This is a genomic window from Pseudomonas sp. 1 (assembly GCF_056626735.1).
Map to the genome: position 1 here is coordinate 195,352 of NZ_JBWXMQ010000008.1, position 19,930 is coordinate 215,281.

Consider the following 19,930-nt stretch of genomic DNA (forward strand, 5'->3'; position numbering starts at 1 on the left):
GCACCGGATGGCCCTACGTTAAGCGGCTGTCCGGCGCTTGATAATCCACCCGCGACGCCACGCTGCATTGCGTGAAATGCAACAGGGCGCGACTCAGGAAGGCTGTTGTGAGCGGGTCAGAGGGAGGTTCAACCAGCGCCGTCCGGTGGCGTTCGCCACGGCGTTGCCGATGGCTGCCGCCATGGGGCCCTGAACGATTTCGGCGGCCCCCAGAAACGGTTGCCCCGGCTGGTCGAGCAGGTGAACGTCGACCTTCCTGGGCACTTGCGAGAAGCGCAGGATCGGGTAGCCGCTCCAGTCGTAGCTGCGGATGCCGCCGGCGTCATAGGCGACCTTTTCATACAGCGTCCAACTGGTGGACTGAACGATCCCGCCCTCGACCTGGTTGCGCAGGCCATCGGGACTGACGATCTGCCCCACGTCCACCGCTGTGACGACGTGATCGATCTGCACTTCGCCGGTCTGCGGATGCACTTGCAGGCGCACGGCGATGGCGCAGTAGCCCATGATGTTTTTGTAGCGCGCGAACGCAAAGCCAATGCCCGCGCCGGGTTCGCTGCTTTTTTGTGGCCAGCCGACGGCATCGCGAACTTGCTCGACAACGGCCCTTGCCCGGGGATCGGTCAGGTGCGCCAGACGCAGGGCAACCGGATCAACTCCGGCCTTGGCGGCCATCTCGTCGATACAGGCTTCGATGGCGAAGACGTTGATGTGCGCCCCCAGCGAGCGCATGGCAGAAGTGCGGAACGGCATCTCGGTAACGAAGTTCATGTCGATCCGCGAGGAGGCCACGGTGTACAGCGGCACGGCGTTGCGATCGCCATCGCCTTCGGGCTGAGCGATCGGCACCGAGGGTGCGGAGGTGAACGGCCGGGCCAGCAGGCGTGCGGGCAACAAGCGCCCGGCGTTGACGATGCGCTCGTTGTGTGGCGTGGTCCACAGCTCATAGTTCCAGTCTTGCAGACGACCCTGGGCGTCGAGGCTGGCTTGCACTTCGGTGACCATCGCCGAGCTGTAGGGCTCCCAGAGGTTTTCCTGCTCGCGCATCCATTGCACCCGCACCGGCGTGCCCGGCACGCGCATCGCAATCAACGCGGCATCGGCCGCTGCATCGTCTGCGCCGTTGTGGCCGTAACAGCCGGAACCTTCGGTGTGGATGCAGCGCACGCGCTCGGGTGGCAGCCGCAGCATTTCGGCAATCCCGGCACGTAGCGGATACACGCCCTGGGTGTGGGTCCAGACGGTGAGGGCACCGTCCTTGAACCAGGCCACGGCGCAGGACGGTCCGATGGAGCCATGCATCAGATATTGCTTGGTCACGCGGGCGCGATATTCGATGTCGGTCGCGCCCAGGGACGTACCTTCATGGCTGATCGGATAACGCCGTGATGGCAGGCGTTTGAGCAAGGTGTGGATGTCCCGCGATTCGGGGATCGCCTGTCCGCCGCTCCAGCGTGCTGAAGCGTATCCGTGGCGCATGGCTTTGATCGCTTGCCATTCGTCCCGCGCCACCACGGCCAGGTAATTGCCGTCGCGAATCACCTGCACCACGCCGGACAGCGCCTGGATCGATTCAATATCGATGGTTTCCAGCGTGCTGCCGGGACGCGGCGGGCGGATGACCCGGGCGTGGAGCATGCCCGGCAGGCGAATGTCCTGCACGAAGGCGGCGCCGCCGCTGACTTTGCCCGGAATATCCAGGCGGGGCAGCGAATGGCCGATGAGCTTGAATGAACTCGGCGGCATCGAGGGCGACTCGGATTTTGCATAGCGGTGCAGATCGACATGCTGGACCGCATCGGCGTAGGACATGCGCTGCCCGGTCGGACCGAGAATGAAACCGTCCCGAGTCGTCAGCAGTGCCGGCGCAACGTTCCAGCTGCGCCCGGCCGATTCCAGCAGCATCTCGCGCACCTGTGCCGCCGCGTTGAACAACGCGGTGCCACTGTCGAAAATCGTGTGGCTGCCGGCGGTGTAGCCTTCGTTCGGTGTCAGTGCGGTGTCGGCGGTGAGCAGGTTGATTGCTGTCGGCGAGACCTCCAGGCGTTCAGCGGCAATTTGCAGCAACGCGGTTTTGACTCCGGTGCCCAGTTCGACCTTGCCGGTGTAGACGGTGATGCCGTCAGCGCCGACGCGAATCCAGGCATCGAGCCAAGGGTTGGTGCGCAGGCTGCCGGGCAGGTCCGGCGCCAGCACGACTGTGCCCAGGGTATCGACTTCGGTGTCGGCCAGGGCGCGGCGCGCGACCGGCACCAGAGCAAACGCCACCAGCAGAGCGCCCCCGCGCAGGAACGCACGGCGACTGTGATCGACCTCGTTGATTGTCGTCATTGCGCGCTCCCGTTCTGCCGGGCGACAAGGCTGATCGCCTCTATGATGCGCAAGTGTGTGCCGCAGCGGCACAGGTTGCCTGCCATGTGTTCGCGAATGGTCTGCTCGTCGGGATGCGGATTGCTTTCGAGCAGTGACTGCGCACGCATCAACATGCCGGCGATGCAGTAACCGCATTGAGCGGCCTGTTTATCGATGAACGCTTGTTGCAGAGAACCGGGGCGTTCGGCGGTTCCCAGGCTTTCGACCGTCCGAACCTTTTTGCCCTCGAGACCGGCGCAGGGTGTCAGGCAGGAAAACACCGGTTTGTCATCGACGATGACGGTGCAGGCGCCGCATTGGCCCAGGCCACACCCATACTTGGCGCCGTTCAGGCCCAGGTGATTGCGCAGCGCATAGAGCAGCGGCATGTCGGGTTCCAGCTCGAGAGCCTGGGAGGATCCGTTGACGTTGAGGGTGATCTGAGTCATTTCGTCTCCTGACGTAGCGCTTGGAGGGTGGCAGGAAGGTCGGTCCAGGGTTGCTCGGCGTTGGCTTGATGGCGCAGCCAGGTCGCCAGAACAGTGAGTTGAGCGTTGTCGAGACTGGCGGCGAACGAGGGCATCACCGGGCCCGGATGGCCGGGTTCTGCCGGGATGCCTTCGAGTACGGTTTTCAAAAAGTTGCGCGGGCTGGCGGCTTGCAACGCCGAGGTTCGATCCAGTGCCGGACGACCGTCGATTTCACGCATCGGCGCGCCTTGGGCATGGCAGCCGGCGCAGGCACTGGCGAACAGCAGCGCGCCAGAGGAGCGATCCGCAGGTTCCGTGCTGGCGCTGACGTTCGGAGTCTCGCTGATTGCAGTTTTCGCCGGCAGACTCAGCAAGTATTCGGCAATCGCCTGGGCATCTTCCGCGGGCAGGCGCGCCAGACCGAGGCTGACCGGGCGCATCGGGCCCGCCGCCGTGCCGTGTCCGTCGACCACGTCGCCCCGCAGGTAACTCACCAGTTGTTCGCGGCTCCACGGGTTTGCCCGGTGCGCCATGCCCAGCAGTGACGGCGCGTCCCAGCCATCCACGCTGCCGCCCGCCAGGCTTTCGCCGGACTTCTCGGCACCGATCAGGTTCAACGGCGAATGACAGCCCGCGCAGTGACCCGGACCTTCGACCAGGTAACTCCCGCGATTCCACGCCTGCGATTGCTGCGCTACCGGCGTCAATGGCTTCGCGTGCAGGAACAGCAGGTTCCAGAACGACACCAATGGCCGGATGTTCATCGGGAAGTTCATGCGGTTCTGTTGTGGCGGCGAGTCCACGGCGGGGCCGCTCATCAGGTACGCATAGGCGTCGGCGATGTCGTCCTGGCTCATGCGCCGGTAATGAATGTAAGGGAAGGCCGGGTACAGGAAGTGGCCGTCGCGCGAGATGCCTTCACGCATCGCCCGCTCAAAGGCCGGCAACGACCACTGGCCGATGCCGGTCTGTGGATCCGGGGTGATGTTGGTGCTGTAGAGGGTACCGAACGGTGTCACCAGCGGCAGTCCGCCGGCCAGGTATTGGCCGCCGGGCCGCGTATGACACACCGCACAATCGCCCGCCTCGACGACGCGCGCGCCGCGTTGCAGTTGGGCGGAGTCGAAGGTTTGCGGACGCTCGACCGGCGCGATTGCCGGACGCCACATCAGCGCCAGGGCCGCGATTGCACCGATCGACGCGAGGGCTGCCGCGCTGATCCACAGCGCTCTGGATCTCATGAAGTGGCCGTTCATGAGCATTTGCCCAAGAGGCACGCGGTGGGCGTGAAGAACGGATTCGGCATCTCGACAACTCCTTGAAAGAGCGGGAAAGGGCGCCGATGCAAAGCCCTGCGCCAAGTGCCCAAGGGTAGAGAAGGTGCATCCGTCCGAGTATTGCCAGACCGCGCAATAGCACGTTGCGCCAAGTGCAACGCCTGGGGACCGTTGCACTTGGCGCATCACTCAATTGCCCGGCAGATGGATACTCGAATGCCGGCGCAGCCCCTAGCCTTGGCGTCACTTTCCAAACTCATCGAGGTGTCATCATGCTTACGGGCAATCCGGCAGCGGCGGCCAAGGCCGAACAATCCGCTTCTCTTTCCGGCCTGATGGTCGCGTTCCTGGCATTCTGCTGCGGCGCGGTCGTGGCCAACCTTTATTACGCTCAGCCGATCGTCGAACTGATCGCGCCGCAAATCGGCCTGTCCAGTGCCCATGCCAGTCTGATCGTTTCACTCACGCAGTTCGGTTATGCATTGGGCCTGCTGTTGCTGGTGCCGCTGGCCGATCTGATGGAAAACCGTCGGTTGGTGGTGGGCTTCACCCTCGCGGCGAGTGTGACGCTGTTGTGCGCCGGTCTGACGCATTCGCCGTCGATGTTCCTTGTCCTGTCGTTGCTGATCGGCCTCACTTCGGTGGCGGTACAGATCCTGGTGCCGCTGGCCGCGCATCTGGCGCCCGAGGCGAGCCGCGGGCGGGTGGTGGGCAACATCATGAGCGGCCTGTTGCTGGGCATTCTGCTGTCGCGGCCACTGTCGAGTCTGTTGGTGGAAGTGTTCGGCTGGCGCGGGGTGTTTTTCAGCGCAGCGGCGCTGATGGCCGTCATCGCCCTGGTCACGGCGATTGCCTTGCCGCGCCGCGTCCCGACTCATCAGGCGACGTATGTGGCGCTGATCGGTTCGGTGTTTGCACTGGCCCGTCGGCACGCTGTCCTGCGTCAGCGTTCGCTGTATCAGGGCTTGCTGTTCGCCAGCTTCAGCCTGTTCTGGACCCTCGCACCGATCGAGCTGATGCGGCACCACGGTTTCAGTCAGGCACAGGTGGCGATTTTTGCACTGGTCGGCGCCGTCGGCGCGGTTGCAGCGCCGATTGCCGGGCGGTTGGCCGATGCCGGGCACGGTCGGCGCGGGACGCTCGTTGCACTGTTGTTGGCGCCAGCCTCCTTGCTGATCGCCGCGCTGCCGGGTAGCAGTTATGTCTGGCTGGTGGTTTGCGCGGTGCTGCTGGACTTCGCCGTGCAACTGAACATGGTTCTGGGTCAGCGCGAGGTGTACGCCATCGATCCGCACAGCCGGGCCCGCCTGAATGCCGTGTACATGACCAGCATCTTCGTCGGCGGCGCGCTGGGGTCGCTGGTCGCAAGTCCGCTCTACGAGCATTTCGGCTGGAACCTGTCCGCCGTGACCGTGGCGTTGCTCCCGGCGCTGGCCCTGGCGATGTTTCTGAGCCGCAAGACCGATGCCTGAGCCTCAGACACCGGTAGGTCCGATCAAGCACGGTCTTACAAGACGATTGGCGAACGGTGATGCACAATCATCACCGTTTCCTTTCGATCGGGCTCCACTTATGGACAAGTTGCTGGCACTGAAGATGTTCGTTGAAACCGTCCGTTGCGGTGGTTATTCCTCGGCGGCGCGCAAACTCGGCATCTCCACCTCTTCGGTGACACGCCAGGTGGCGGGGCTGGAAAACGAGCTGGGCGCCAGCCTGCTCAATCGCACGACACGCAACACCAGCGTGACGGTCGCCGGCCAAACCTATTTCGAGAAAGCGGTGGCCATTCTCGATGCCATCGACGAGGCCGACGCGGTTGTCGCCGACCGTGGCAGCGAGGCGCAGGGCCGGCTGCGCATCAGCGTGCCGGTCGAGTTCGGTCGCCAGATCATTGCACCGCAACTGGGGGTTTTGCTCGACCGCCATCCGGGGCTGGAAGTCAGTGTGTCGTTGAGCGATCAGGTCAGCGATCTGCTGAGCGAGCAGATCGATGTCTCGGTGCGACTGGGATCGTCGGTGGTTAGTGACGATATCGTCAGCAAGCGCGTGGGCGGCTTCCAGCGCTGGGTGGTGGCGAGTCCGGATTACCTGACTCATCACGCTGCGCCTTTGCATCCGCGCGATTTGCTTGAGCATCAATGCCTGCGCTTCGACTACGGTGGTTCGCACCAGCACTGGACATTCCAGGGCGACGAGGAAACCATCCAGCTCAATGTGCACGGCCGCCTGCAAAGCAACAACGCCGACATCCTGCGCGAAGCAGCGGTGGCGGGGCGCGGGGTGACCCTGCTGGCCGACTGGCTGGTGCGCGCCGATGTCGAGGCGGGTCGGTTGACGCGGCTGCTGGCAGGGTATGAAGTCAACCCCGGTAATGCGAGCTGCTGCATCAATGCGTTGTACCTGCCCAATCATCGGGGCTCCAGTCGTATCAATGTGTTCATCGACTTTCTGGAAGAGATTCTGGCGGCGCAGCCATCGAGTCAGCGCTAGATTGCCGTTTACTGTCGCTGCGTTGCCGGTGGGTCAGGTTTGTCGCGCCGGTCGTGGTCCATTCCCTTAACACCTTCGTTTGATTGCCGCGCGTCGGTTTTACTGCAAAGATTTTCGTTGGTTTTTCTCCCTGCCTTTCCCTCAGCTACGGTTAGCAAAGGGTGCCAAACGGCATACAGGTAACGGTGCCCCATGATCCAGCGATTACCAACGGCTGCGACGGCGATGAATGAAGGCATGCAGATGCTGTGGGACGACGCAGAACGCATTCTCCTGCGGGGCAGACGTGCTTCTGGCGGTCATGAGGTTGATGTCCTGATCGCCTCGCTCGCTACGGAGCAACCTTCGGGCGCTAGCGTCGAGCGGCTTGCCCATGAGTTTTCCCTGAAAGACCAGTTGGAGAGCGACTGGGCTGCCCGTCCCCTTGAGTTGTTGCATGACGAGGGCCGCCTGCAGCTGGTGCTCGAAGACCCGGGCGGCGTGCCGCTGGCCCGTTTGCTGACGGCACCCCTGGACGTTGCGACGTTTCTGCCGCTGGCCATCAGCGTGGCGGTTGCACTGGGCAAGTTGCATCGACGTGGCCTGATTCACAAAGACATCAAGCCCGCTCACCTTCTGGTGAACTGCCCCTATGGGCACGCCCGACTCACCGGTTTCGGCCTCGCATCGCGTCTGCCCCGGGAACGGCAGCCCGCGGAACCGCCAGAAACGTTGTCCGGGACTCTGGCCTATATGGCCCCGGAACAGACGGGCCGGATGAACCGCTTGGTGGATTCGCGCAGCGACCTCTATGCCTTCGGCGTCACGCTCTATCAAATGCTCACCGGGTCGCTGCCGTTCAGCGCTGCCGATCCGATGGAATGGCTGCATTGCCATATCGCGCGTACGCCGATGTCGCCGAGTGCGCGCGTGGCGACGGTGCCCGAGATGCTGTCGCGAATCGTCATGAAGCTGCTGGCCAAGACCGCCGAGGAGCGCTATCAGTCTGCGCTTGGCGTCGAGCAGGATCTGCGCCGTTGTCTGGCAGGCTGGCACCTGCAGAATATGGACGAGTTTGCGCTGGACGAGCAGGGGACGTGCGACCGTTTGCTGATCCCCGAAAAGCTCTACGGCCGAGAGCCCGAAGTCCAGACGCTGATTGCCGCGTTCGAACGGATTGCCGTCAGCCACCGACCGGAGCTGGTGCTGGTTTGCGGCTATTCGGGCATCGGTAAATCCTCGGTGGTCCACGAGCTGCATCAAACCCTGGTGCCGGTGCGCGGGTTGTTCGCCAGCGGAAAGTTCGACCAGTACAAACGCGACGTACCTTACTCGACTCTGGCCCAGGCGTTCCAAGGGCTGGTGCGCACGCTTCTGGGCCAGAGCGATTCGCAAATGGCCGAGTGGCGCAACGCGCTGCGACAAGCGCTGGGCGCCGAGGCGCGGCTGGTGAGCGACCTGATTCCGGAGCTGAAACTGATCATCGGCGATACGCCGCCGGTAGCAGACCTGGAGCCGCCACAGGCGCAACGCCGGTTCTTGCAGGTATTGCGACGGTTTATCGGCGTGTTTGCCCGCGCCGAACATCCACTTGTGCTGTTTCTGGATGATTTGCAATGGCTGGATGTCGCGACACTCAATTGGCTGGAGGAACTGCTGACGCATTCCCACTTGCAGCACTTGATGCTGATCGGCGCTTACCGCAGCAATGAGGTGGATGCCTCGCATCCGTTGACCACCCGGTTGAGCGCCATCAAAGCGGCTGGGGGGCGGGTACATGAGATCACCCTGTTGCCGCTGGCCCGATCGCACATCGAGCAGTTGATCGCCGAGTCATCGCGCTCCGAGCCGTCGTACATCGCGCCGCTCGCGCAGCTGATTCTGGACAAGACGCAGGGCAATCCTTTCTTCGTCATTCAGTTCCTGCAAACCCTGGTCGAACAGGATCTGCTGACTTTCGATCATGACCGCCGGCAATGGGTCTGGGACGCACAGCGCATACACACCAGGGGCTACACCGACAATGTGGTCGACCTGATGCTCGACAAGATGGCACGGCTGCCCGCTGAAACGCAGCAGGCGTTGCAGCAACTGGCGTGCCTGGGCAACCTCGCCGATGTCGCCTCCCTGTCTACCGTTCTGGACTTGCCTGTCGCAGAGGTTCACGGGGTGTTGTGGCCGGCGGTTCGTCATGAATTGATCACGCGTCAGGACAGCACTTATGGGTTTGTTCACGATCGGGTCCAGGAAGCGGCGTATCTGCTGATTGATGAGGCTGCCCGTGCGCAGCATCACCTGCGGATCGGACGTTCGCTGGTGGAGAAGACGCCGGCAGACAAGCATGCAGAAAAGATTTTCGAGATGGTCGGCCAACTCAATCGAGGTGCCGCGCTGATGAATCGACAACAGGAGCGCGAACACCTGTCGCAATTGAACCTGCTGGCGGGCGAACGGGCCAGAGCGTCAACGGCCTATGCTTCGGCGCTGACGTACTTCGCCCAGGGCGCAGCGCTGCTGGGCGAGGGCGGCTGGGAACATCAGCGTGAGTTGATGTTTGCGCTGGAGTCCGGCCGGGCCTTTTGCGAATTCCTTACCCGCCAGTTGGGGAGCGCCGAAGCGCGTCTGCGGCAATTGTCACGCCGTGCGCTGACGCTGATCGAACGCACCCGGGTCGCCTGCCTGCAAGCGGATCTCTACCTGGTTCTGAATCAGAGCGACAACGCGGTGACGGTCTGCCTGGCTTTCCTGCGTTATCTGGGGATCGAGTGGTCGCCTCATCCCGATGACGACGAGGTGCGTGACGAATACCGGCAGATCGGGCAAAGGCTCGGCGAGCGTCCTATCGAAGCATTGATCGATCTGCCGCCCATGGTGGATGAAACCGCGCTTGCCACTCTTGAAGCCCTGACCAAGCTGATCGTTGCAGCGGTCCATATGGACGGCAATCTTCCGGGCCTGGCCATGTGCCGGGCGATCAATCTGAGCATTGAATACGGCAACAGCGATGCTTCGTGCGTGGCCTATGCCAACGTGTCGCGGATCGCCGGGCGGCGGTTTGCGGACTATCCGGCCGGCGTGGCGTTCGCCGAGCTGGGCTGTCGACTGGTCGAACGGCGCGATCTGGAACGCTATCAGGCACGTACGCAACTGGCGTTCTGGTTGTTTGCCAAACGCTGGGCTCAACCGATACGAACCTGCCTTGAGCCTTTGGCCCGTATATTTGAAGTGGCGAACCGCACTGGTGATCTGCCGATTGCCGCGTTTACCGGCAACAGCCGGGTCTCCAACCTGTTGGCCACCGGCGAACCCCTGGCCGAATTGCATGAGGAGGCCGAGCGCGGGTTGGCTTACGCCAGAAAAATCGGGTTCGGCGTGGTCATCGACTTCATCGAAACGCAGTTGGCGTTTATCCGGATGCTCCGGGGCCAGACGCCAACTTTCGGCAGCATCGGCCCGGGCGCATTTGCCGAGCGCCACTGCGAGGATCACCAGACCTCATTGGTTGCCATTTGCTGGCACTGGATTCGCACCATGCAGGCCTGTTATTTCGCCGGCCACTACGAAGCAGCGGCAGAGGCCGGCGCCGCCGCTCGACAATTGCTCAGGTCATCGCACTCGTTTCTTGAGGAAGCCGAATATTGCTTCTACCAGGCCTTGACCCTCGCTGCCCTGTGCAGCACCAGGCCCGCCGGTGAACGGCAGGCGCAACTCGACGTCATCACCGCGCAACACCGGCAATTGCAGGTCTGGGCCGAACTCTGCCCGGACAATTTCGCCAGCCACGCCGCATTGCTGGCGGGTGAAATTGCCCGTCTGGAGGGCCGGCTGCCAGAGGCCGAGCATTGCTTCGAACACGCAATCGAATCAGCTCAGCGCAGCGGCTTCCTGCATATCGAAGCGCTGGCCAACGAGCTCGCCGCGCGTTTCTATGAAAACCGCGGGCTGCACAAGATTGCCCGGGTCTATCTTCAGGATGCGCGCTACGGCTATCAGCGCTGGGGCGCCGAGGGCAAAGTGCGACAACTGGAGGCCGAGCACACGTTCCTGCGGGTCGAAAAACCGCTGCCCGGTCCCACCAGTACCATCGCCACGCCGGTGGAGCACCTGGACCTTGCGACCGTGTTAAAGGTGTCGCAAGCGGCCTCCAGTGAAATCGTCCTCGAAAAGCTGATCGACATGATCATGCGCACCGCAATCGAACAGGCCGGCGCGCAGCGTGGCGTGCTGATCCTGACGGAGCAGGGAAAGCAGCGGATCGTCGCCGAGGCGATCACTCGTGACGACGCGACGCAACTGGATCTGCGCGATGCGCCGGTGGCTGCGAGGCTGTTGCCGGAGTCGGTCCTGAACCAGGTGCTGCGCACTCAGGAAAACCTGGTACTGGCTGATGCCTTGGCCGAACCATCGTTCGCGGCCGACCCGTATGTTCGCCAGCATCGCGTGCGCTCGGTACTCTGCCTGCCGTTGCTCAATCAGGCGAAACTGATCGGCGTGCTGTATCTGGAAAACAACCTGACTTCGCGGGTGTTCAGCCCCTCACGGATCGCCTCGCTGAGGCTGATCGCCTCACAGGCGGCGATCTCGCTGGTCAATGCACGCCTGTACCGCGATGTCGCCGAGCGCGAGGTCAAAAGCCGCGAAAGCGAGCAGCGTTATCGCGAGATACAGGCTGAGCTGGCCCATGCCTGCCGCGTCGCGACCATGGGGCAACTCGCGGCCTCGATTGCCCATGAAGTCAGCCAGCCGCTGGCCTCGACACTCGCCAGCGCCCAGGCAGCGCTGCGCTGGTCGGGTGCGGCGCCACCGAACCTCGAAGAAACCCGCCTGTGCCTGGAGCGGATCGTCAGGGATGCCCATCGGGGCAGTGAGGTGCTGGATCGTATTCGCGGGCTGATTCGCAAGGCCCCTCAGCCAAAGGAGCCGGTCAACCTCAATGAGGTGATTGGCGAAGTCATCGAGATCACCCGGAGCCAGGCGCAGAAGGCCGGGGTTTCGGTCGAGGCGCAGATGGCGGCCGGTTTGCCACGGGTCGATGGCGATCGGGTCGAGTTGCAGCAAGTGGTGCTCAATCTGGTGATGAACGCACTGGAAGCCATGAGCGGTGCAGGTGTCGTCAAAGGAGAGCTGCGCATCCGCACGCAAGCCAATGAAGCGGAGCAGGTGTGGGTGTGTGTCAGCGATTCGGGGCCGGGGTTCGGCGCGCATTCGATCGGGCAGCTGTTTACGCCGTTCTACACCACCAAACCCACGGGGCTGGGCATGGGGCTGTCGATCTGCCGTTCGATCATCGAGACCCATGGCGGTCAATTGTGGATCGAGGCCAATCAGCCGTGCGGTGCCGTCGTGCAGTTTGTCTTGCCGGCCGATTCCGTTCTGCTTCCGTGAGCAGAAAAAAAGCGCCCGCCAAAAAAACCGTGGCGGGCGCCTGGGAATGCGCGCAGCAGTAGAGAAGGGTCAAGCGTCGCGGGATCAGGCCACCGGAATCAACGGGTCGGCAGCGGCCAGTGCGGTTGCACGATCGGCGGCCGGTGGGTAGATCCAAACGGTATTGATCTGAGTCTTGAGGTCTTTGGCTTCTTGCCCGACCAGTTTCAATTGACGGTCCCAGCCCTCGGTGAACACGGCGCCCCAGGCGCCGAGGTCAAGGCAGGTCACGTACTTGGGCTGGCTGTAGGTCATCGGCGCGACACCGATCAGGTCAGCCGCCACATTGTTGCCGGCATAACGGCCCAGGCTGATCGCATGCTGGCAGGACATCGCGGCGTAGTTTCCGAGATCATCCGTGGCGGCATAAGCGACGTCGCCGGCAGCGAAGACATCCACATGCCCCAGCACTTTCAAGTGGCCGTCGACGTGCAGGCGCCCTTGCGGATCACGGCTGCCCGGCACCTGTTCGGTGAGCGGGCTGGCGCGGAAACCAACGGTCCAGACGACGGTGCTGGATTCGATACGTTGGCCGTCGGCCAGGGTCACGCCGCCGGCATCGACCGAGGCGACCGAGGCGTCGACTATCCATTCGATGCCCAGCTCCCTGGAAGCTTCCACGATGGAAGGGCGAATGCCTTCACCCAACGTCGCGGCGATTTGCGGCGAACGATCCACTACGATGACTCTGATCGGCGCATCGTCACCCAGAGCGGCACGCAGGCGGGCGGGCATTTCGGTGGCGGTTTCGATCCCGGTAAAACCACCACCGGCGACCACCACGGTATTTCGCGCAGCGCTCGACGGCTGGTTCTTCAAGGATTTGATATGGGCTTCGAGGCGGGCAGCTTCTTCTATCTGGTCGACATCGAAAGCGTGTTCGATCATGCCTTTGAGCGGTGGGCGAATCACGCGACTGCCGGCGGCCAATACCAGCCGGTCATAGTTCAGCTTGCCTTGCGCGCCGAAGGCATCGCTGTAGGTCACCTGCTTGCTTTGGGTGTCGATGTTGTCGGCGATGCCTTTGACGAATCTCACGCCGACCGCATCGAACAGTTCACCCAGCGGCGCCTTCATGTTGTGGACGTTCGGCTCGTAGAAGCGTGGGCGGATACGCAGTTCTGCCTGGGGCGCCAGGACGGTGATCTGCACGTCGTTACGATCATGCTGGTCCAGCAGTCGTGCGGCGCTCAAGGCGCTCCAGACTCCACCAAATCCTGCGCCTATCACTAAAATGTGCTGTTTCATCGGATGACTCCTGAGAAATTCTGATCGTTGAACGACTTGACTGTTCACGCGTGACCGTCTCCCGGTCTGCACGAAGCAGGTTGTTGTGAGCAACCGCAGAACCGGTTCGATTCGCTGGAGAAAATGCTATCGAGGAAGGCGCGGCGGAACACTTCTACATAGGGTCAGCGCCGACATGCTTAGGTGTGAGGCGGGTATACACAGGTATAGGAAGAGGGCATTCAAACGGTGCGATTGAACGCGCTTTCGATGCAGGTGATGAGTTCGCCGCAGGGAAAGGGTTTCGGGAAGTAGGCGAGCGGCTCGGGAAATGCTGCGTTGACCTTTGGCGGTGGGCCCTGGTAGCCAGTGATGAAAATGATCGGGATGCGCAGGCCTCGGGCGCACAGTGCGTCGTACATCTGGATGCCGGACAGTCCGGGCATCTGGATATCCGAGATGATGCAGCCGGGGCGGGGCGGTGCGGTCATCGCCAGAAAAGCCTCGGCGTTCGGGTACAGCCGCACGCTGTAGCCGTGAGAGCGCAACAGGCTGTCCAGCGCCATGCGCACGGATTCATCATCATCGACAACCGAAACAACAGCGGTGTGGGACATTGCTTTACCAGGGCTGATCTCGGGTAGCCCGTCGAGGACGCCCGCCATTGCCGCACGATACGCCGCTCGATCCGGCGGCGTACTTATACGTGTGTATAGCGACAGTATTTGAACGCCTGCGAGCCCGATGCCCTTGCGGTGTGTGGCGTCAGCGCGAGAATCGGCTGCGGTATTCCCGAGGCGAGACCGAGAGATGACGGTAGAAGGTGTCGCGCATGCGTTCTTCGTCGCCGAACCCGCACAACTGCGCGATCTGGTCGATGTTGCGCTGGGAGTCTTCGAGCATCCGTCGCGCCGCTTCCAGGCGAAACAGCTCAAGCGCCTTCGCCGGTGTGCGACCGGTCTTGCGTTTGTAGACCCGAGCGAAATTGCGCGGGCTCATCTGTGCCTGTCGGGCCAGGGTTTCGACGTTCAGGCCCGTGTCGCCGAGGTTTTCGCTGATCCACAGGTGCAGTTCGTCGAAGCTGCCGCGGTCGTCGATCTGTGATTGCAGCAACTGGCTGAACTGCGCCTGACCGCCGGGCCGCTTGAGAAAAACCACCAGCTCCCGCGCGACCTGTAGAGCTATGGCCCTGCCGCAATCGGCTTCGACCAGTGCCAGCGCCATGTCGATTCCGGTGGTGACCCCGGCGGAAGTCCAGACCTTGCCTTGCTGGATGTAGATCGCATCAAGGTCGACATCGACACTGGGAAAACCACCCTTGAGCATGTCGCACATCCCCCAGTGGGTGGTCGCGCGCAACCCTTCCAGCAGCCCGGCCTGGGCCAGCAGAAAGGTGCCGCTGCACACCGAAGCGGTGCGTCCCGCCTTAACCGACGCCGCGCGCAACCAGTCCACCAGCGCAACGTTGTCGAGCATGGCCTGCCGGATGTTCGGTGCACCGGGCACGATCAGGGTATCTATTGCGGTTTCGTCAAAGGTGTTCAGTGGGACGGTGTTGACCGCCAGCCCTTCGGCGGTGGCGATCAATCCGCCGGCGAGGCTTGCGGTGTGCATCGCGTAGCCAGGCAGGCCGCGTTCGGCCCTGGCTTTGGACGCTGCCCAGAACACGGTCTGTGCGCCGGTCAGGTCCAGCAAGCCCATTTGCGGATAGGCCAGGAACACCAGCGTGCGCGGCTGTGCGAGCAGACAGGTGAGTGGGTCGGGGTGATGAAAAATTGAGTTCATGACGGCTTTGAGGGCTTGGTGACCGCCAGTTTTCGACGATCCGGTGTGCCCTAGTGTCCGCGTTTGCGGGCGCCAGCGCGAATATACATTGGTATGGGACGCAGCCACTTCAGCGCCGGCCGTACTCGCTCGATCCGGCGCAATCCCTATACCCGCGTATGGTATTGGTCGTCAGGGTCGCGATGCACACTCGCTTTTAAGGAGCTTTATGCCGCTCTTGCGGCATTGCTCCGAGCAATTTCGACTCAGCCAACAGGAAAGCGACCATGTCTACCTATCTGAATCACTCCCAACAAACCCACTCAGCCACCAGCCTGCCATTCACCTCGAATTTCGGCCAGGCTCAGGAGCTGGTGCCTTCGCGCTACGCACTGCAGGTCGGCGACATCGACGTGGTGGTGATCAGCGATGGCGTCCTGCCGCTGCCGACCTCGACCATGTCGACCAATGCTGACCCGCAGGCTCGCGCCGCCTGGTTCAAGGACATGTTTCTGGGGCCGGACGCGTTCGACTGGGCACTCAACGTGCTGGTGGTGCGCAGCGGCGAGCAGATCATCCTGGTCGACGCCGGACTGGGCGGGCAGTTTCCCGGCTTTCCCCGGGCCGGCCAGCTGCCGAAACGGCTGGAAGCGGCCGGCATTGATCTGGCAGCGGTGACCGACATCGTGATCACGCACATGCACATGGACCATGTCGGCGGCCTGCTGGTCGACGAAGTGAAGAGCCGGCTGCGTCCGGATGTGCGGATCCATGTTTCAGCGAAAGAAGTCGAGTTCTGGGAAACTCCGGACTTCACCCAGACCGAGATGCCGGCGCCGGTGCCTGACGTTCTGCGCGCGACAGCCAATCAGTTCATCAACGATTACCGGAGCCGGGTGCGCACTTTCGACGATGAATACGAGGTGGCGCCGGGCGTGGTGGTGAAGCTGACCGGTGGGCATACGCCGGGCCACAGCATTGTTTACGTCAACTCCGGCGGTGAACGCCTGACCTTTGCCGGCGATGCCTTGTTTCCGGTGGCCTTCGAACACCCGGAATGGCACAACGGCTTCGAGCATGACCCTGAAGAATCGGTGCGGGTGCGCGTGCGTCTGATGCGCGAGGCGGCGGCGAGCGGTGAGTGGTTTGTCGCCACGCACCTGCCGTTCCCTTCGGTGGGCCGAGTAGCGGTCGATGGTGACGCGTTCCGCTGGATTGCAGCGTTCTGGGATTACTGATCGGCTGTCGGCGGCCCGGCTGCATTTGGCCGGCCTCGCTAAAAGTCAGGCCCCGCAAGTGATGAGCTTGCGGGGCCTTTTTTTGCTTTGAGGTTTATCGATCGGGCAGCGGCAGCTCTGCATCGCCTTGTTCGAGGGGGCCGCTCAACGTCGGCGCATCAGGGCCTGTTCGATGCAGGCCAGCAGTGCGTCGGTATGGAACGGTTTGGAGAAATAGCCCTCCGGCGTCTTCACACGGCTGCTGAACTCAGGGGGCAGGCCCGGCTTGCCGGTGATGAAAATAGTCGGAATGTGGATCTTCCTGGCCGCCAGCGCCTCGTACATTTCGACCCCGCACATGCCGGGCATCTGAATGTCGGAGATCAGGCACCCGGTCTGCTCTGGCGCGCTTGATTCAAGAAAAGCAAACGCGCTGGTGAACGTCTTGACTGTATAACCGCAAGACCGCAACAAGCTGTCCAGTGAAACCAGAACAAGTTCGTCATCATCGACAACTGAAATAATAGCTGAGTTGAACATGGGGAAACCTTGCGTCTTTGCGGGTGGCTGTAGCGCCCGCCATACTTGCAAGATACGCCTTCAAAAGTTGTGGAATAGTATACGTGGGTATGTTTGGTCGGTTTTTTTGTTAGTTGCGACAGTTAATTAATGTTCAGCAAACAAGTGGTTGTTGATTAACGAAAGAAAGTAACCGTTATGCCGAATGCAGGCTTCAAAAAATTGTCGGCTGGCGTAGTCGTTATTGGCAATTGCACTGGCGCGACAGTCGCGGAACAAGGCGTCGGCGGCCCCGAGCCGGCGTATGGCGCGATCAATGCCTTTCAGGCAGTCGGCGAAACACAACGGTTCTGCCGCGTCATTGAGGCGGTATAGCGCGTCACGCTGGGCATGGCCACCCAGATCCGTGATGCCGGTGACGAGAAAGTCGGCGTATCGGGTATTGGCATTCAGCAACCTGCGCAACAGTGTCTGCACCGGTAAGAAACTGACGGTGCGCAATGTCTGCTGGCTGTGTTTGAGTCGCGCCAGAATATTCAGCGTAGCGCCAAGAGTCTGCGTCAACGCGTCGATGATCTCCACGCGCTCAGCGGTGCATAGCGATGTGTGCGTGCCGTAGCGGCTGACGCAGGGCGGGTGACTGACCAGGAGCAGTTTGTGCGGTGCGTTCATGACCACCGTCTCCAGCTAGCGCTCGAGCGCGATTGAATGTTGTGAGTGCAACAGCGGACTCCACTGTTCCTGGTTGTCCGGGCGCCGGTAGTAAACGACCATACGCCGGGCAACCTGCATGGCCACATCACGGCCGTTGTCGGCCTCGACCAGTGCCAGTGCAAGATCGATTCCCGCGCTGACCCCGGCCGAAGTCCACACCGATGCCTGGCGAACGAAGATGGCTTCGCGATCCAGTTCGACCTTTGGAAACAGCCGCTCGAACGTGTCAGCCATCAGCCAGTGTGTCGCCACGCGCAGGCCGTCGAGCAGTCCCGCCTGAGCCAGGAAAAATGCGCCGCTGCATACCGACGTTGTACGGCTGGCCGTGGCTGAGGTGACGCGCAACCAGTCCACCAGCGGCGCGTTGTCGAGCATGGCCTGGCGAATGGATGCCGAGCCCGGAACGATCAGCGTATTGATCGGCTCGCCGCTTAGCTCATCCAGCCGCCGGGTTTGCACCACCAGGCCTTCGCCGGTCTGCACCGGCCCGCCATGCAGGCTTGCGGTGTGCAAGGCGTAACCGGGCAAGCCGAGTTGCGCCAGTCTGCAGCTTGCCGCCCATAAGACGGTCTGGGCACCGGTCAGATCCAGCAGGCCCATTTGCGGATACGCCACGAAAACCACGGTTCGTTCTCGTAGCGGATTTTCGGATTCGGGGTCGGGGTTTGTGCGTTGAGTAGACAATGCGGATCTCCATATCGCCGGCCGGCGACCTCAGGGGGGGATGACAGTCATTGATCGTGTTGGGGCGCCGCCAAGGGAATTGCAAATACGAACTGCGTACCGACGCCCTCGGTACTGTTGACCCAGATGCGCCCGCCGTGGAATTCAATGATCGACCGGCAAATGGAGAGGCCCATTCCGAGGCCGGTCGGTTTGGTCGTGAAGAACGGGTCGAACAGCGAAGGCAGGATGTCTGCGGCAATGCCGACGCCGGAATCGGCGATTTCAAGCACAGCCTCGTTGTGCAAAATCGAGGTGTTGATCCGTAGCGTCCGGGCTCGTTCTTGCACGTTGGCCATGGCCTGGCAGGCGTTGATGATCAGATTGATGATGACTTGCTGCAGTTGCACCCGATCGCCTTTGATCAGGGCGCCGCGAGTGCCCAGTTGTGCGTGCGGGCGAACCTCGTGAAAGCAGATGTCGTGTTGCATCAGCGTCAGCGAGTCACTGACGATCTCGTCAAACACTTCGACATTGCGCTGCACCTCGCTGTGGCGCGACAAGGCCCGGATACAGGCGATGACGTCGGAGACCCTGACCGAGTTTTGAATGATCCGGTCCAGCGAACGGCGTGCTTCTTCCAGATTGGGCTCGGGACGGTTGATCCAGCGTTTGCAGGATTCGCCGCTGGTAATGACCGCTGCCAGCGGCTGATTGATTTCGTGGGCGATGGAGGCTGCCAGTTCGCCCATGGAGGTCAGGCGTGTGACGTGGGCGAGGGTGGCTTGCGAGTGAAACAGCGCCTCTTCGGACTGTTTGCTGGCGGTGACTTCCATCAGCGCGCCGGCGTATTGCGTGCGCCCGCGATGCTTGGGCAAAGGGCTGGCGATCATCTGCACATGCTTGATCCGACCATCCGGCATGACCAGTCGATGCTCGGCTTCGATGAGCTCCTGGCGGCGCGCAAATTGGTCCAGCACCTGATCGATCACCGGTAGATCATCGGGATGGGTGCGTGACTTGACCAGGGCGAGAGTCGGAGTGACGTTCGGTGGGTACTCGAAAATGCGTGAGGATTCTTCCGACCAGGACAAGGACACGCTGACCTTTTTATCGATGATGAAACCGATGCTGCCGGTGTGGCTGAGTTTCTGTGCGCCGAGAAAGAAGGCTTCCTTGCGCCGCAACGTTTCAGTGGCGCGTTTACTGCGCAGCGCCAACAGGGAAATGGTCGTCAGCGCGATCACGCACCTGACGAATCCGGCGATGCTTCTGTGATCGCGATAGCCTTGGTCGATCAGGAAGTCGGCCGTCAGGAGCGTGAGGCAACCCAGCGCAACGGCCAGGAATACCGGAACCGGGAAGATGTTCGCGGACATGAACACCAGCGTGATATAGAACAACGTCGGCGCAACGTCCAGATCAAGGTAAGCGTTGGTGATATAGATCATGCTGCCGACTGCAATGGCGGCAAGCCAGGCGAAGGCGTCTGAGCAAAGAAGTTGTGCGCGACGTTTGATGATAGACATTTATTCTTCCAGATTTTTGCTATCGGACGGCAGGTCGTGTTCTCTCGATGAAACAGGCAAATGCTATGAAGGGCGTATTAATGAAGAGGTTGAAAAGTCTGAACTTGTTTTTCAGGCATGACCGTTGTTGGCGACTGTCTGTCATTCACCAATCGTTGTATTGATTAATATTGATTTGAATAAAGATGTTATTCGAAGACTTATTCTCTGGCATCGCTGCATTGGGTCAATCGAAGTATGACTACGTATGAACGGGATATACCTAAGTGTTAGTTGTGCCGAGTCTTTCGATGCCTTGCCTGATG

General features: G+C 61.8%; 14 protein-coding genes. 4 read left to right on the forward strand and 10 right to left on the reverse strand.

Going from position 1 to position 19,930, the window contains the following annotated elements; all coding sequences use genetic code 11:
• Positions 1-93: 93 nt before the first annotated feature.
• The 3 genes from AC1MDC_RS14445 to AC1MDC_RS14455 are packed head-to-tail and all read right to left on the reverse strand — an operon-like array spanning position 94 to position 4,063.
• Positions 94-2,331 (reverse strand): xanthine dehydrogenase family protein molybdopterin-binding subunit, encoded by a 2,238-nt coding sequence (locus AC1MDC_RS14445; protein ID WP_480393223.1) that lies wholly within the window; start codon positions 2,329-2,331, stop codon positions 94-96.
• The gene (locus AC1MDC_RS14450) at positions 2,328-2,801 is read right to left on the reverse strand and encodes a (2Fe-2S)-binding protein (protein WP_266200548.1); all 474 of its coding nucleotides are present in this window, start codon (positions 2,799-2,801) and stop codon (positions 2,328-2,330) included. Before AC1MDC_RS14450 ends, AC1MDC_RS14445 begins: the two co-directional genes overlap by 4 nt.
• The gene (locus AC1MDC_RS14455) at positions 2,798-4,063 is read right to left on the reverse strand and encodes a c-type cytochrome (RefSeq protein ID WP_480393224.1); all 1,266 of its coding nucleotides are present in this window, start codon (positions 4,061-4,063) and stop codon (positions 2,798-2,800) included. The genes AC1MDC_RS14450 and AC1MDC_RS14455 overlap by 4 nt, the downstream gene beginning before the upstream one ends.
• Before the next feature lie 308 nt (positions 4,064-4,371).
• On the opposite strand from AC1MDC_RS14455, the gene AC1MDC_RS14460 reads away from it, so the two are divergent.
• From AC1MDC_RS14460 to AC1MDC_RS14470, 3 genes are all read left to right on the forward strand, one after another.
• Positions 4,372-5,571, forward strand: coding sequence for an MFS transporter (locus AC1MDC_RS14460; protein ID WP_480393225.1), 1,200 nt, complete (start codon positions 4,372-4,374; stop codon positions 5,569-5,571).
• A 100-nt stretch (positions 5,572-5,671) separates the two neighbouring features.
• Positions 5,672-6,589 (forward strand): LysR family transcriptional regulator, encoded by a 918-nt coding sequence (locus tag AC1MDC_RS14465; protein WP_085700787.1) that lies wholly within the window; start codon positions 5,672-5,674, stop codon positions 6,587-6,589.
• Between the two features lie 237 nt (positions 6,590-6,826).
• Positions 6,827-11,953, forward strand: a complete 5,127-nt coding sequence (locus AC1MDC_RS14470; protein WP_480393254.1) for a trifunctional serine/threonine-protein kinase/ATP-binding protein/sensor histidine kinase — start codon at positions 6,827-6,829, stop codon at positions 11,951-11,953.
• A gap of 84 nt (positions 11,954-12,037) precedes the next feature.
• Here AC1MDC_RS14470 and AC1MDC_RS14475 read toward each other — a convergent pair whose 3' ends face one another.
• The 3 genes from AC1MDC_RS14475 to AC1MDC_RS14485 form a co-directional block, all read right to left on the reverse strand.
• The gene (locus AC1MDC_RS14475) at positions 12,038-13,240 is read right to left on the reverse strand and encodes an NAD(P)/FAD-dependent oxidoreductase (protein WP_480393226.1); all 1,203 of its coding nucleotides are present in this window, start codon (positions 13,238-13,240) and stop codon (positions 12,038-12,040) included.
• A gap of 221 nt (positions 13,241-13,461) precedes the next feature.
• Complete coding sequence (locus AC1MDC_RS14480) at positions 13,462-13,836, reverse strand: response regulator transcription factor (RefSeq protein WP_170929793.1); 375 nt, start codon at positions 13,834-13,836, stop codon at positions 13,462-13,464.
• Positions 13,837-13,984: 148 nt separating this feature from the next.
• On the reverse strand, positions 13,985-15,004 hold the full coding sequence (locus AC1MDC_RS14485) for a GlxA family transcriptional regulator (RefSeq protein WP_085703865.1): 1,020 nt from the start codon (positions 15,002-15,004) through the stop codon (positions 13,985-13,987).
• Positions 15,005-15,270: 266 nt separating this feature from the next.
• Here AC1MDC_RS14485 and AC1MDC_RS14490 point away from each other — a divergent pair, with 266 nt between their 5' ends.
• The gene (locus AC1MDC_RS14490) at positions 15,271-16,221 is read left to right on the forward strand and encodes an MBL fold metallo-hydrolase (protein ID WP_085703866.1); all 951 of its coding nucleotides are present in this window, start codon (positions 15,271-15,273) and stop codon (positions 16,219-16,221) included.
• A 144-nt stretch (positions 16,222-16,365) separates the two neighbouring features.
• On the opposite strand, the gene AC1MDC_RS14495 is transcribed toward AC1MDC_RS14490, so the two are convergent.
• From AC1MDC_RS14495 to AC1MDC_RS14510, 4 genes are all read right to left on the reverse strand, one after another.
• Positions 16,366-16,740 (reverse strand): response regulator, encoded by a 375-nt coding sequence (locus AC1MDC_RS14495; protein WP_227235393.1) that lies wholly within the window; start codon positions 16,738-16,740, stop codon positions 16,366-16,368.
• A gap of 126 nt (positions 16,741-16,866) precedes the next feature.
• Positions 16,867-17,391 carry a hypothetical protein gene (locus AC1MDC_RS14500; protein ID WP_085700781.1) on the reverse strand — a complete coding sequence of 175 codons (525 nt, stop codon included), beginning with the start codon at positions 17,389-17,391 and terminating at the stop codon, positions 16,867-16,869.
• A gap of 15 nt (positions 17,392-17,406) precedes the next feature.
• Positions 17,407-18,057, reverse strand: coding sequence for an AraC family transcriptional regulator (locus AC1MDC_RS14505; protein WP_480393227.1), 651 nt, complete (start codon positions 18,055-18,057; stop codon positions 17,407-17,409).
• Between the two features lie 107 nt (positions 18,058-18,164).
• Positions 18,165-19,625, reverse strand: a complete 1,461-nt coding sequence (locus AC1MDC_RS14510; RefSeq protein ID WP_480393228.1) for a PAS domain-containing sensor histidine kinase — start codon at positions 19,623-19,625, stop codon at positions 18,165-18,167.
• Between the last annotated feature and the right edge of the window lie 305 nt (positions 19,626-19,930).